Source organism: Halodesulfovibrio oceani subsp. galateae (assembly GCF_055397225.1).
In genome coordinates, this window is the sequence record NZ_AP042453.1 from 1,593,229 (window position 1) to 1,607,561 (window position 14,333).

At 44.2% G+C, this 14,333-nt stretch carries 14 protein-coding genes; 2 read left to right on the forward strand and 12 right to left on the reverse strand.

Going from position 1 to position 14,333, the window contains the following annotated elements; all coding sequences use genetic code 11:
- Positions 1-27: 27 nt before the first annotated feature.
- From aat to ACZ5V1_RS07015, 4 genes are all read right to left on the reverse strand, one after another.
- Positions 28-732: a leucyl/phenylalanyl-tRNA--protein transferase gene (gene aat / locus ACZ5V1_RS07000; RefSeq protein ID WP_464391250.1), complete on the reverse strand. Its 705-nt coding sequence runs from the start codon at positions 730-732 to the stop codon at positions 28-30.
- Positions 733-935: 203 nt separating this feature from the next.
- A complete protein-coding gene (gene clpA, locus ACZ5V1_RS07005) occupies positions 936-3,215 on the reverse strand; it encodes an ATP-dependent Clp protease ATP-binding subunit ClpA (protein WP_464391251.1) in 2,280 nt (759 codons plus the stop codon).
- Between the two features lies 1 nt (position 3,216).
- Positions 3,217-3,528 (reverse strand): ATP-dependent Clp protease adaptor ClpS, encoded by a 312-nt coding sequence (locus ACZ5V1_RS07010; protein WP_160711345.1) that lies wholly within the window; start codon positions 3,526-3,528, stop codon positions 3,217-3,219.
- Between the two features lie 91 nt (positions 3,529-3,619).
- On the reverse strand, positions 3,620-4,219 hold the full coding sequence (locus ACZ5V1_RS07015; protein WP_464391252.1) for a class IV adenylate cyclase: 600 nt from the start codon (positions 4,217-4,219) through the stop codon (positions 3,620-3,622).
- Between the two features lie 44 nt (positions 4,220-4,263).
- Between ACZ5V1_RS07015 and crcB the strand changes: the two genes are divergently transcribed.
- Both crcB and ACZ5V1_RS07025 read left to right on the forward strand, forming a co-directional pair.
- Entirely contained in the window at positions 4,264-4,638 is a 375-nt protein-coding gene (gene crcB, locus ACZ5V1_RS07020) for a fluoride efflux transporter CrcB (RefSeq protein ID WP_464391253.1), read from the forward strand.
- A gap of 9 nt (positions 4,639-4,647) precedes the next feature.
- Positions 4,648-4,986: a DUF190 domain-containing protein gene (locus ACZ5V1_RS07025; protein ID WP_464391254.1), complete on the forward strand. Its 339-nt coding sequence runs from the start codon at positions 4,648-4,650 to the stop codon at positions 4,984-4,986.
- 70 nt (positions 4,987-5,056) lie between these two features.
- On the opposite strand, the gene ACZ5V1_RS07030 is transcribed toward ACZ5V1_RS07025, so the two are convergent.
- The 8 genes from ACZ5V1_RS07030 to ACZ5V1_RS07065 form a co-directional block, all read right to left on the reverse strand.
- Positions 5,057-5,707, reverse strand: coding sequence for an NAD(P)/FAD-dependent oxidoreductase (locus ACZ5V1_RS07030; RefSeq protein WP_464386444.1), 651 nt, complete (start codon positions 5,705-5,707; stop codon positions 5,057-5,059).
- Between the two features lie 215 nt (positions 5,708-5,922).
- On the reverse strand, positions 5,923-7,881 hold the full coding sequence (locus tag ACZ5V1_RS07035) for a chemotaxis protein CheW (RefSeq protein WP_464391255.1): 1,959 nt from the start codon (positions 7,879-7,881) through the stop codon (positions 5,923-5,925).
- A gap of 167 nt (positions 7,882-8,048) precedes the next feature.
- Positions 8,049-9,398 (reverse strand): DNA repair protein RadA, encoded by a 1,350-nt coding sequence (gene radA / locus ACZ5V1_RS07040; RefSeq protein ID WP_464391256.1) that lies wholly within the window; start codon positions 9,396-9,398, stop codon positions 8,049-8,051.
- Positions 9,399-9,404: 6 nt separating this feature from the next.
- A complete protein-coding gene (locus tag ACZ5V1_RS07045; RefSeq protein WP_464391257.1) occupies positions 9,405-10,223 on the reverse strand; it encodes a DUF3426 domain-containing protein in 819 nt (272 codons plus the stop codon).
- A gap of 30 nt (positions 10,224-10,253) precedes the next feature.
- Positions 10,254-10,784, reverse strand: coding sequence for a hypoxanthine phosphoribosyltransferase (gene hpt / locus ACZ5V1_RS07050; protein ID WP_160711329.1), 531 nt, complete (start codon positions 10,782-10,784; stop codon positions 10,254-10,256).
- Positions 10,784-11,275: an N-acetyltransferase gene (locus ACZ5V1_RS07055; RefSeq protein WP_464391258.1), complete on the reverse strand. Its 492-nt coding sequence runs from the start codon at positions 11,273-11,275 to the stop codon at positions 10,784-10,786. Before ACZ5V1_RS07055 ends, hpt begins: the two co-directional genes overlap by 1 nt.
- 5 nt (positions 11,276-11,280) lie before the next feature.
- Positions 11,281-11,766: a TlpA family protein disulfide reductase gene (locus ACZ5V1_RS07060; RefSeq protein ID WP_464391259.1), complete on the reverse strand. Its 486-nt coding sequence runs from the start codon at positions 11,764-11,766 to the stop codon at positions 11,281-11,283.
- Positions 11,767-11,771: 5 nt separating this feature from the next.
- Positions 11,772-14,186, reverse strand: a complete 2,415-nt coding sequence (locus tag ACZ5V1_RS07065) for a homocysteine S-methyltransferase family protein (RefSeq protein WP_464391260.1) — start codon at positions 14,184-14,186, stop codon at positions 11,772-11,774.
- Positions 14,187-14,333 lie beyond the last annotated feature (147 nt).

A 14,333-nucleotide genomic window follows, 5' to 3' on the forward strand; every position in this document is an offset into this window, starting at 1 on the left:
CTGCTCCTTAGAGCCGGGCTTTTTTATTTATAACGGAAAAAATTCCTCAGGAAACGTCCACTGCCCTTGAATGGTCGATGCATCCAACGCTTCATGAAGTGTGTTTAAAAACTCTTCACGAGATATGGAGACCGCGCCAAACCGCTCTAGGTTGTCAGTTACCTGCTGGCAATCAATCATCTCGAACCCCGCCGCAACGAGCAGTCGAGCTAACCATACAAAAGCAACTTTAGACGCATCTGACTCTTTGAAAAACATGGATTCGCCATAGAACACCTTGCCTAGAGAAACTCCATACAAGCCGCCTACAAGCTCATCATCACGCCATGTTTCAATAGAGTGTGCAAGTCCTGCTTCGTTCAGTTCACAGTAGGCTTGAATCATCTCTTCGACAATCCAAGTTCCTTCTTCATCTGGACGCTGCGATGTCGCACAGTTCCTCATAACCTCTTCAAAAGCCGTGTCGATCTTAATGGTAAACTTACGCGAGTTAACAACACGGCGTAAACTACGTGGAATGTGCAGATTCTTAGGATACAGAACAAACCGTGGGTCTGGTGACCACCAAAGGATGGGGGAGTCGTCATCGTACCAAGGGAAAATACCATTGGCATATGCGTTAACAAGACGCTCCATACGCAAATCGCCACCAACGGCAAGAAGGCCTTCCCCATCCGCTAACGCAGGATTGGGGAAGGCTACATCATCATCTGAAAGTAAGTATACTGTCATAATTTCTATATTGAAAAATTACCTTTTGGCACAACTCATAGCGAAAACACAGACTTGCTGCAGACTAGAAACGACGTCTGCCTCTTTTACTTTGCTAAAAGAAGAGAGGAGCCTCTCCTTGTGGATGTAAGACAACGTCTCTATCCACCGACAGGCAATAAGCCTCAATTCAGTTGTAGTCTCACCACAGCCAGCCTATCTAGTTACGCTTTCTTCTTTTTAGAACTCAGCGGTAAGAAAGTCATACTCAAACCAAGATCATCTGCATCTTGCGGTACTTTCGCATCCTTAACATCAACGGTCGCTATGCCGCCTTTCTGCAAGTCGCCAAAGAGAACTTCATGCGCAATAGCGTCTTCAAGACCTGTACGAATAACTCGACGCATTGGCCGTGCACCAAAGGCAGTATCGTAGCCCTTAGTTGCAAGTCGCTTCCGCGCTGCATCTGTTAATTCAATCCGCACACGCTTGGCTTTAAGCATCTCTTCCAGCTCAGCCACAAACTTGTCTACAACACGTTCCATAATGGACTCTCCGAGACCATGGAAAGGAACCATTGCATCAAGACGGTTTCTGAATTCTGGACTAAAGGTACGCTCTACAGCTTTTAAACCGCGCTGCGCCACATCGACTTTGCCCTGAGAACCAAACCCAATGGATTTAGCTGCCATTTCACGAGCACCAGCGTTGGATGTCATGATCAGGATAATGTTACGGAAATCTGCTTTACGACCAGAGTTGTCGGTCAGTGTTGCATAGTCCATAACCTGCAAAAGGATATTAAAAATGTCTGGGTGCGCTTTTTCTATTTCATCAAGCAGCACAACAGCATGTGGGTGTTTGCGTACAGAATCTGTAAGCTGACCACCCTGATCGAAGCCTACGTAGCCAGGAGGCGCCCCGATAAGACGGGATACCGCATGCTTCTCCATGTACTCACTCATATCATACCTGAGGAACTGTACACCAAGCTGTGTTGCAAGCTGACGAGCAAGCTCTGTTTTACCAACACCGGTAGGGCCATAGAAAAGAAATGAACCAGTCGGACGGTCATCTCTACCCAACCCTGCACGGCTACGTAGAATAGCCTTTCCTACGACGTCCACAGCCTTGTCCTGTCCGTAAACCTCACCTTTGAGATCATCTACCAGACCAGACAGTTTGTGCTTGTCACCTGTGGACACACGCTGTTCAGGAATGCGTGCCATTTTTGCGATAACACGTTCAATGTCATTCGCGGTAATGGTGTTACTTTTACGATGTGTGCCATGCAGACGAAATGCTGCACCGGCTTCATCAATAACATCGATAGCTTTATCAGGAAGAAAACGTTCTGTGATGTACCGTGCGGAAAGCTCAACCGCTGCTTTAATTGCAGGCTGGCTGTAACGTACACCATGGTGCTCTTCATAATAAGGCTTAAGACCTTTTAAAATAGACATACACTCGTCATTGGTCGGTTCCGGAACATCAATCTTCTGGAATCGACGGGACAGTGCGCGATCTTTTTCAAAATGGTTCTTGTACTCTTCATAGGTAGTAGAGCCAATACACTTGATTCCACCGCTGGCAAGTACAGGCTTAAGAATGTTGGACGCATCCATAGAACCACCTGTGGTCGCACCTGCACCCACAATTGTGTGGATTTCATCAATGAAGAGAATAGCACCTTCAACCTTTTTGAGATCCTGAATGACACCTTTAAGACGAGATTCAAAATCCCCGCGGTATTTAGTACCAGCAAGTAGTGATCCCATATCCAAAGCATAGATATGTGCATCATGGAAGCCTTCAGGAACATTACCGTCAACAATACGAACGGCAAGACCTTCTGCTAATGCGGTTTTACCCACACCCGGCTCACCAACGAAAAGCGGATTGTTCTTACGGCGGCGGGCGAGGATTTGAATTGTGCGCTCGAGCTCTACCTTTCTACCAATAAGCGGGTCAATCTCACCCTGTTTAGCTTTTTCGGTAAGATTCACGCAAAACTCTTTAAGAGAATCTGTGCGTGACTCATCTTCACCCTCTTCACCCATCATTGCCCATTCGCTTCCGTCCATCTCATGCGAGACAACTTCAAGAATGTCTAAACGGGTCACTTCCATATGACGCAGGAAGTACAGAGCGTACGAATCTTCTTCTTCAAAGATCGCTGCCAGCACATCACCAACTTCAACAACATCCCGTCCGGATGATTGCATCTGCATGGCTGCGCGCTGTAACACTCGCTGCACGCTTATTGTGCGAATAATCTCTGTAGGAACATCTTCCGGTAATGGCTCAAGATGTGAAGAGAAAAATACTTCTACTCTGTTTAACAATGACGGCACATCTGCACCGGCCTGTTCCAGAATAAAGTACCCTTGGTCTTCCTGTGCAATACCGTAAAGAAGATGTTCAAGGGTTAAAAATTCGTGATTTCGTTCCTGTACTTCGTGGACAGCATTAGCAATAGCTTGTTCCAGATGTATACTCAGCATATTATACCTCCTCCATTGAACATTTTAGAGGATATCCAGCTTCTTTTGCGCGGGCACGGACAATTGCAATTTTGGTTTCAGCAACCTCTGCAGTGTACACCCCGCATTCTCCGGCACCTTTTTCATGAATATTCAACATAACCTGTGTTGCCTGTTGAGTGGTCTTTCGGAAAACTTCTACAAGGATTAAAATGACAAAATCCATTGTGGTATAGTCATCATTATGCATGAGCACTCGAAACTTACGAGGCTCTTTTAGCTCTTCTTCAAGCAGAATGTCAGAATCGAAATCAGGTCTATGATGTTCAGCCATAATGAATCCATTACATGTAATAGTATTGTTAATGTCAGATATGGATAATGACAACCCACACATAGGGTTTATTACCCACTTACTGCCTTCTCTATAGGTCTTTCAGCAGCTGCTGACACTCTTCATCAGAAAAATAAAAACTATTCTGCGGAGCAAGATTTTCACGTTCTCGATATGTTCTGTGCAATTCGTGATAAGTCGCAGTAGACGAATTATCCAGTGGCAGGGCCAGCTTGTCCGCTAACGCAAAAATATCATCGCGCTCGCCTTCCAACTCAATAACAGTGTCGAATGAAAGTTCATCTATGCAAACTTCTACATTATCAAGCGTCCACTCTTCACGCATTTTATCGTAGCGGAAGGCTCCATTGTACCCGAGCCCTTCGAGGATACCATACGTTCCGTCAAAGCTCTCAACTTTTGTTTCGCGTTCATCGTATATTTTTACATCTAAAGGCATGTCACCTTTCGGCGGAAGTTTCAATGTAAGAACTGTCTCATGACTACCTTTCCATTGTTTTGTCCGCAGTCGCAACAACTTGCCCTCATCTTTCATGCCACGGTCAGGTGTGTCGAAAACAACATTCCGCTCCAGATGTCTTCCTTTACACAAACCACCGAGTGCTGATAGTTTTTCGCGCAACAATGAAGGGTCAACATGTATAAATTTCAATTCAATTTCGAACGCCATATAGTAACTTCCAGATTTTTTGTTATCATAATCAAGGAAACAGCATGACAAAAATCATTCTATTGTTTTGCGCCGGAGGGCTTGGCAGTTTAAGCCGTTACTTACTTTCAGGAGTATTTCAACGTGCTATAAACATCAGCTTTCCAATAGGCACATACCTCGTCAACATCATCGGCTGCTTCATGTTCGGCCTCATCTGGGCATATGCACAAGACAGACTCTCTCTTTCGCCTGAATTCCGTGTAATAATTCTTACCGGCTTTATGGGCGCCTTTACCACCTTCTCTACATTCATTTTTGAATCAGCAGCTCTACTTGACTCTGCGCAGTGGCCATACTTTCTTTTAAATGTTGTAGGGCAAATTATCACCGGAGTTATCCTTCTTAAATTTGGACTCGCTCTTGGCAGGCTTATATAGGAGAATTCAATGCATCACTTACAAGGAACCGTACAGCGGCTCAGTATTTACATTAGCGAAAAAGACCAGTTCAAAGGAGAAAGTCTCTACGAAGTAATTATGGAACAAGCAAAGGATGCTGACCTTGCAGGAGTTTCCGTCTTCCGTGGATTATACAGTTACGGCAGAGACAAAAAGATACATTCAGTGGGCATCTTGCGTATTTCAGAAGATCTCCCTCTTCTTATACAAATTATCGACACAAAAGAGAACATTCAAAGCTTTATTCCCAAATTAGAGCAGTTCACCGGAGAAGCACTTATTCTACAAGAAGACGTAACAGTCGTACAACCACCCTCTAATTCTTAATAAAAAAAAAGCTCAAAGACCTGCAAGAAATGCATATCTTTGAGCTTCTTTAATTATTATTCGGAAGAAACTATAAAAGAGCTTCTTTAATCGCGTCGATGCCTTCTTTTTCTACGAACTTAGAGATACGCACGCGTTTACCGGAATTTTCTCGGTAGTAGTCGAGGAATTTTTCAATAAGAGCCTGAGCTTCATCCTGAGTGAGATCTTTTGCAAGCGTATCACCGATGCGAGGACGAGGACCGGAGTTACCACCAACGATAACTTCCCAACCCTTTTTAGTGCCAACAAGGCCAATATCGCGCACGCGGCTTTCACCACAGCACATTGGACAGCCGGATACACCAAACTTAACTTTTGCAGGAAATGGCTTGCCGTACATGGTTTCTTCAAGTTCAAGACCGAACCCGAGAGAATCCTGCACACCGAGCTTACAGACTGCAGTACCAGGACATGCCTGTACATAGTGAACACAAAGCTCAGTAGCGCGGCCTACTTTCCATTTAAGCTCTTCCCAAATTGGTTCAACCTGCTCTTCTTTCATGCCAACAAGAGCCATGCGCTGACCGGAAGTAATTTTGATAATCGGCACTTCGTACTTACGACAGACGTATGCGATGGTCTCAAGAACATCTGGAGTAAGCATACCTGCTGGGGTACGTGGAACGATTGCATAAGTTTCTTTGTCGCGCTGTAAAATTGCACCATCTGGAGTAGTCATATTACGCCCTTCTTAATAGTTATTTTTATTATAATATGATTATAACTGTGCTTTAAAAGAACTTTTCGTTCTTCTTGCTGTGGTGCGGTTTCTACACTACAGCTTCGCCAGTGTCTACGCTTATTAGGAACCATACTTGGTTAAGCGATTAACGCTTGTTTTTTGCAAAAAATAAATTTTTACAAAACTGTTTGAATACACAGTCGTGTCTTTTCTTAATTTATAATCAGGCAATCTGCAACTGTTTGTAAGTGCTGAAGGTTCACAACTAGGCTCGGAACACCGTCAGCTTTCACAGATACACCTGAAATCATTTCAATATTCTTATACAGAGCACCAACTGGCTTCACTGCTGCCTGTAATTCTCCCACCACTCCGTCCACAATCAAGCCGAAAGTACCAGATAATGATTGGATCACAATACATTGCTCATGCTCTGCCTTACCATCCAAATCAACATACTCTCGGAGTCGAACATAAGGGACAGACTCACCGCCAAGAACCACTTTGTTCTCTTTAGCTTCTACTCCCATACGAGGACTGCAATCAACGCACTCTGCAACCTGATTCATCGGAACAATATATTGCTCGTCGCCACATTGTACAACAAGCCCTTCAATCATTGCCTGAGTAACAGGGAAACTAACCTTAATGCTCGTTCTGCCCTGATCATTATAGCCAACAGCCATAGCACCATGCAGCGCCAACATTTCTGCCTGCAACCCAAGTAATGCCTCAGAAATCTGAAGATTTTGCTCTGTGCCCTGACCACCACAACCAAAGTGATCTATAAACAAAAGAACATCTGTACCTGAATATTCCACAGTAAGAGAAATAGATTCGAATTCAGTATCGGTAAGTACAGAAAGAACACTCGCAGAAAAATATGTTGCTAACGCATCAGTTACAGCCTCAGCAACAACTGCATCCACTTGAACATCAGCACCTTGAAGGGTCAGCTGTAACTGCCTCCCAACGGACTGAGCTGCATCTTCAAGCCAATCTTTCACAGAATGCAACAATGGCTCTATTGAAACCATACGCAACTCTAGTGCCGAATCGCGTAGCACACAGTATAGCCTGTCAAATTCATCTGCCATGCTGCGGAGAAGATCATCTTCCTGTGTGACAGCATAATCGTACAATTTAGACTGGATACCGGACAACTCACTCACACGGGAAATAAGTCTATTAAGCTTATCTTCCTGTTGCGTTGACCTTAGGTCATTGGTGTCTGCTGTTTTTTTACATGAAAAGTAGTCTGATATATGCGCATCATCTGCCAAACAATTCTCAGAATCAAGAGCTGACGACTTTCCCCACTCAAAACAGGAAATACTGTGGGAGTTGTTCTCTTCCAATGGAACCAGATGATCACAAACTTTGGAAATATATTGAGCGCTACTTCCATTCGAAGCTTCAACAGAAAGATCTACCTCAGCGGCAGAGTCAATGCCGCGTGGAGCATTAAGCGAAAACTCCAGTTCAGACATTGGCGATACAGAGTCTGAATCGTAAGACTCAATTACAGAAGCGGACACTTCAGCCTGCGCCTCAGAAATAAGAGAATCAACTGCCACCACGTTCTCAATTGCAGATCGGGGAGCACTTTGAGGTACAGTACTTTCTTCAGACTTGCATGTATCCTCTGGATTCTCTTTCAAGCCGAGTGCAGAGTCCTGTACTACCAACAACGGCTCTAAAAGTTCCTGTAGCCCCTCTGAAACTTCAATCAAATCGGCACTGCCGCGCCCTACAGCTGACAAGAAATATTGAGAAAAAACGGAGGTAGCATCCTTGCTATGCTTAATGCCTATTACGCCTAACTGAACAGATTCTGCAGAGCCAAGTGAGTCAAACACGGTACTACACGCCTCAACATCGCACTCTAGAGGCGTAATGATTAAAACGTGATACTGTAAATATCGCTTACCTGTTGTGTATTCATCAAGCGCAGGTAACGCAGTCAGCTCTGGCAAATAAAATATTGTTCCCTGCTCTTCATGCGCAGCAAAAATAGAAGCCGGAGTTTCATTTGTAAGGTCAGATTGCAACGTAAGTCGCACATAATACATTGTGCACAGTTGACCATCAGCAGAAGCTTGAACAGCCATCTCTGATTGATTCTGGTAACTAGCTACGCCGTCACCCTGTATATGTATGTCATCTAACATTACATTTTGCCTTTTTTTCTTGGGGAAGTAACACTATACACTTTCGTCCGTCATAACCATGAGAAATCACAGAAAAAGTGGCAAAAAAAACACCAAAACTCTCAAAGAGATTTTGGTGCATGGCTGCATACCAAAGCATCTAAGCAATAAAATTTAAATACAAGCTACTATCCATTTTTACTGAAAAGAGCTTCCTGCAACTGAACAATGGTGCGCAGTCCAGTTTCCGGCTCTGTCTCAGGACATAATATAGGACGATAGCCAAGTCTAGAAGCCTGACGCTGTCTAATGTCATGCGAAGCTACAGGACGAACCTGTCCGTTCAAATCGACCTCTCCCCATAATACAGATTTAGAGGGAAGTGGAAGGTCATAAAAAGAAGAAAGAACAGCCGCAATCAACGCAAGATCCATTCCCGGGTCTTGCAGTTTCATTCCGCCACCGACTTTTGCGTAGATATCGACTTCTGCAAAATTCAAACGCAACCGTTTTTCTAAAACGGCAAGCAACAAGTGCAGTCTGTTCACATCAAAACCAAGTCCTGTACGACGTGGAATAGAAAGATAACTGCGACTCACCAGCGCCTGAACTTCAACAGCAAAAGGACGCTGTCCATCGACAGCCATAACAACAGCTGTTCCGGAAAGCTCCGGATCACGTGCACCAAGAAAGTATGTTGAAGGGTCATCGACAATCTGCATACCGTCATGCACCATTTCAAAAACAATCAGTTCCTGATTCGGCCCAAAACGGTTTTTGATAACCCGCATCATGCGGTACATTTGTCTGCGGTCACCTTCAATGGAAATTACAGTATCAACCATATGCTCAAGAAGCTTAGGTCCTGCAAGTTGCCCATCTTTGGTAACATGTCCCACAAGTAACAGTGCAACGCCTACACGCTTACATGTTTCAATAAGCTCAATGGAAACGGCACGCACCTGCGTAACACTACCCGGCAAACCTTCCACACGCAGAGACGACACAGTCTGCACGGAGTCCACAATCAACAAATCAGGAGGATTTGAGGATTCCAGAACAGGTAAAACATCATCTAACTTGGAAGTAGAAATAGCCGTTAAATTTTCATCTAACGCATCAAGTCGAGCGGCACGAGCGCGAAGTTGTCCAAGTGATTCCTCACCTGAAACATACAACACCTGTTTACCTGATTCAGCAACGCCCCCTGCCACTTGCAGCAGCAAAGTTGACTTGCCAATACCAGGCTCGCCACCGATTAGCAGCGCAGCTCCCGGCACAATACCGGCACCAAGAATTCGATCAAGCTCAGCCATTCCCGTTCCGAACGGGGTATGCTCATCCTCTTTGACATCTCTGAGAGGAATAATGGCAGAACCTGAAGGTACTAAAGGAGTGGAACCACGCCTTTTGGCCTGCTCTTTCGAAACAGTGCGGGCCTCAAGTGTATTCCACTCCTTACATTTCGGACATTGTCCACGCCATTGTGCAACAGAAGCTCCACAGGCGGAACATATATATATTTCGCGAGTCTTCACTGTATACTACTGAACAGGAGGATTTTTAGCTTCAACAACTTTCACACCAAACTCTGCGACACCTTTAGGAGGATCGTAAAATACGACCATAAAATGGACAGATTTAGTAGGCATGACATTAGTGTTGTTTGTTAAAATCTCAACCTTGTTATTCAGAGCATCAGCAAGCTCTTCTTTAGCTAAAACCTGAAGCTGGAATAAAGAAACACCGGAGCCACCAAGCTGTTGCTGGCTGGCAATAGAGATGTTGGTTGCATCATACAACGTTGCTTCAACCTTGATAAGTTCCTTAGGAACACCAAAACGGTTTTCTGCATCACCTTCGATAACAAAAATCTGACCGATTTTCTCATTCGTAATGTAATACTGACTAATGTTTTTGAGTGAAATTCGGGAAACATCGTTCGCTGCAGCAGCAGGAACATTCTGCGCTTTCTCTTCCATAGGAAGGAAACTCTTGACCAGGTCTGGTGCTAAGAACCATGCACCGGCGCAAGCTCCACCCAACAGAAGGAGTATCAAGAAAAAGATAAGACAACCCTTACCGGATTTTTTCTTTTCCTTCTTCTTAGGTTCGCCAAGCCCAAATGTACCTTCATCACCAATAAGAGCATCCAAGTTGCCCTCAGGGGCAATGGTCTCTTCCATTTCAGGCGATTCAGAGAAGGCAATTTCTTCTTGGGGTTCTACTTCAACATCGTGCTCTGGAGTTTGGATAAGAGGAAAGACCTCATCGCACACTGTGCAACGAGCCTGAGCTCCATCTTTGAACATTTCATCTGGAAGACTAAACTTGGTAGAACAATTTGGACAGGTAATGTGCATAACGCTTCCCAATTACGTTTTCAAAAACCGTTATTCGATTACAGTTGCTTCGTAAATAGCTCCCAACTCACGATATTTTTCAGCGTAGTCCATGCCATACCCGACAATAAACCCTTTTTCCAGAATAAAACCCGGGTAATCAACAACGACATCAATTTCGCGGCGCTCAACTTTTTCTACAACAGAAGCAAGTTTAAGTGATTCTGCACCACGAGCTTTAAGCTGAGACATGAGGAAGGAGATAGTATGACCAGTGTCAACAATGTCTTCCACGATAAGAACATGCTTCCCTTTAATAGAGATCTCAAGGTCTTTGGTGAAAGAAACTGTTTTAGAACTATTGGTGCTGTCGCCATAGCTGGCACAGCGCACAAAGTCTATTTCGGGCTTAACGGTGAGATGCTTTAATAAATCAGAGAAAAACATGAAAGCACCTTTAAGTACACAGACAACTACGAGGTCTTTACCTTCGAAGTCTTTGTTGATCTGCACTGCAAGTTCTTTAACACGTTCCTGAATTTGTTCTTCGCTATAAACTACTGTAAGTTCCTTGATTTCCATTAACTCTCTCCAGAATTCTCTGGTTGTATCTCTAAGAGCATGGCGATTTCGTCACACTCTGGGAATTTAGGACAATTGACGCAGTCTGCCCAGATCTTCTGAGGCAGTACTTCCTTCGACACTTCTACAAAGCCTTGTTTCTGAAAAAAGGCATCTTGATAGGTGAGTGTGAAGACTTTGTAAATACCTAATCTGCGAGCTTCGTCTAAACATGCATCTACAAGGTCACGCCCATGCCCGCCGCGACGAGCATTTTCATCTACAATAAGTGAACGGATCTCTGCCAACCCATCCCAAACGATAGAAAGAGCACAGCAACCTATTATAGATCCCCCATCGCCAGGGTCTAAGACATTGAATTCTCGAAGGCTATTGTACAACTGAGTTAATGAACGAGGAAGAAGGACTCCCTGAGTAGAGCACGTCAACAACAGGTTATGAATTACCTTCACATCCTGCATTTGTGCTTTGCGAATAAACGGCTCAGACATTATTTCTATTTTTCCTTTAACACTTCATCAATGAGCTTTTTTAAATCTTCGAAGGTTACAGGACCAACGTGATCAACAATAAGCTCACCCTTAGTATTATATACAAGAAGACGTGGAATAGACTGAATCGCGAACGTTTCGTAAACATCACGTTCAGCACGAACTACTGGGTAATTTAATTCAAATTCTCTTACAGCTTTTTCAGCAGCGGCGGCATTTTCATCTACAGAAACGCCGAGCAACAACAAATCATCATCAGAGTAGGCAGCACGTGTCTTTTTTAAATCCGGCATTTCTTCGCGACACGGAGGACACCATGAAGCCCAAAAGTTCACAACAGTAACTTTGCCTTTGCCGCTATTAATAAGCTTAATTACTTCTGGTGTGTCTACCACTTTTAATGGCTCTGCCACGGCAGATTGAACGCCCAAAACAACGGCAAACGCCATGCACAATAACGCAATACGCATTACGGATTTAATAGATTTCATGCTGACTATTTCTCCTCTAAGAAAGATTGAGCAACTCGTACAGCTGATACTGCATCCTCTGAATAGCCGTGAGCACCGATTGTGTCAGCAAATGCAGCGGTAACAACTGCTCCGCCTATCATTACTTTCACATCTTCCATGCCACGTGCTTTCAATAGTGAAACAGTATCTTCCATACGAACCATTGTCGTTGTCATCAATGCAGAAAGACCAATAATTTTAGCGCCATGCTCAACGGCTGCATCAACAATTGTTTCTGCTTTTATGTCTTTACCAAGGTCAACCACATCAAATCCGTGGTTACCAAGCATTAAGCACACGATATTTTTGCCAATATCATGAATGTCGCCTTCAACTGTAGCCATTATTACTTTAGGGCGAACAGTTGCAGCGGCATCTTTTTCTAACAAAGGACGCAAAATAGAGAAACCATGCTGCATAGTTTCGGCAGAACGAAGAAGCTGCGGCAAAAAGTATTCTTTACGTTCATACTTCATACCGACTTCAGTAATTGCAGGAATAAGCATACCGTTCACAACTTCAAACGGTTCTACTTTCTTTTCAAGTTCCGCTTCAATAAGACCGATGATTGCGTCTTTATTACCTTTCACAACTGCTTCAAATACAGTTGTAGCAGCACTGCTTACAACAGAGCCACCGGCAACAACAGTACCTGAACCAGCTTTCCAGTCAGTAAAACCAGCAATAAAACGCGCTGCATTTTCATCACGGCCAAGTAGAACTTCAGCAGCGGCAAGAGTTTCACAAATCTGCGGATTCCCTGGATGAGCAATGCAAGAACTCAACCCTTTAGCCACAGCCATGGCTAGGAAGGTGCCGTTCAACAGTGGTCGCGCAGGCAATCCAAAAGAAATATTTGAAAGACCGATAGTGGTCGGTAAACCAATTTTTGTACAGTACTCTACTGTTTCGAGACACGCCACCGCAGCTTCCGGCTTAGAAGATACTGCAAGAGCAAGCACATCGACGATAACGAGACGACGCGGAATACCCAGAGCATCCACTTGTGACAACATATCATCAATAATAGCGATGCGATCTTTCGCAGCTACAGGTAGCTTGCTCCCTGTAAGCGGAAGCATAATAAACGGTGCACCGTATTTTTTGCATAACGGCCCCAGACGTTCCAAACGCCCTTCTTCACCACTGATAGAGTTTACCAGTGCAGAAGCAGGATACACTTTTAAACCAGCTTCTACCGCATCCATGTTAGAGGAATCGATAGAAAGCGGAACTGGAAACTGAGAAACCAACTTCTCTAATAACTCTGGCAAAATTACGGTTTCATCCGCCATTGGTGCGCCAACGTTTACATCCAGCACTGGTGCTCCACAATCGAGCTGTTCCTGTGCAAACATAAGGGCAGAAGTTAATTGTCCGTTTTGCAGTTCAGCAATAAGCTGTTTTTTACCGGTCGGGTTGATTCGCTCACCAATAATGCGGGCGGGATGTTCTTTACCAAACCGCACAGCCTGAGAACGAGAAGTCATACAAAAACAGTCTGTCTCGCGAAGAACAGGCTTTGCTGTCAGGTTCTCAACAGCTGAAACCAAAGCAGTAATGTGCTCAGGAGATGTACCGCAGCAACCGCCAAGACAGCGTGCGCCCATCTCAGCAAACACCTTTGTCTGAGTTGCAAAAGATTCAGGATCAAGACGGAAAACAGTGCTACCATCTTCATCTAATTCAGGAAGGCCCGCGTTTGGCATAACCAAAACAGGCACAGTTGAATATTCAAGCATTTCCTGTACTACTGAAACCATCTGTTCAGGTCCGGCACTACAGTTTGTCGCTACAAAATCAACACCCATATTGAGCATTGTTTCTACAAAAACTTCTGGTGAAGAGCCTGTTAATGACATTCCATTTTCAAATGTCATAGATGCACCCACAGGTAGATCACAAACTTCACGTACTGCCACAACAGCGGCACGAAGCTCTGCTACATCAAAGTGGGTTTCACAGATAACAAGATCAATACCGCCTTCAACAAGGCCAATAATTTGTTCTTTGTATCCTTCAACCAATTTATCAAATTCTACATCACCCAAAGGGCGAAGAAAATGTCCAGTTGGTCCAACACTACCGGCTACATATGCTTCTCTGCCAGATTCAACGGCAGCACGTTTCGCAGCAGCAGCCATTTCGCGGTTAAAACCGACAACATCCATGTCTTTGGGTAACTTGAAAGAAGTGCCGCCAAAGGTATTGGTGGTAAGAACAGTAGCACCGGCACGAGCATAGTCACAGTGTATTCCCTGTAAAACATCAGGGTTTGACATACACCAGACTTCCGGACTTACTCCGGCAGTCAGCCCGCGTGCTTGCAGCATTGTTCCCATTGCACCATCGAAAAATACAAACTTACCAGAAGATAAGGCACTACGAAAATTCGCCACAAACAACTCCTAAACATATCATAAGGGTATTATACGCCACGTTGGACGTTAGATCATCATTTGAAGAAAGTAATGCTCTACTGAAAAACATTGAAAAGAACAAACAAAAACTATATAGTTTGTTATTGGTAAATAGCACGTATTCAC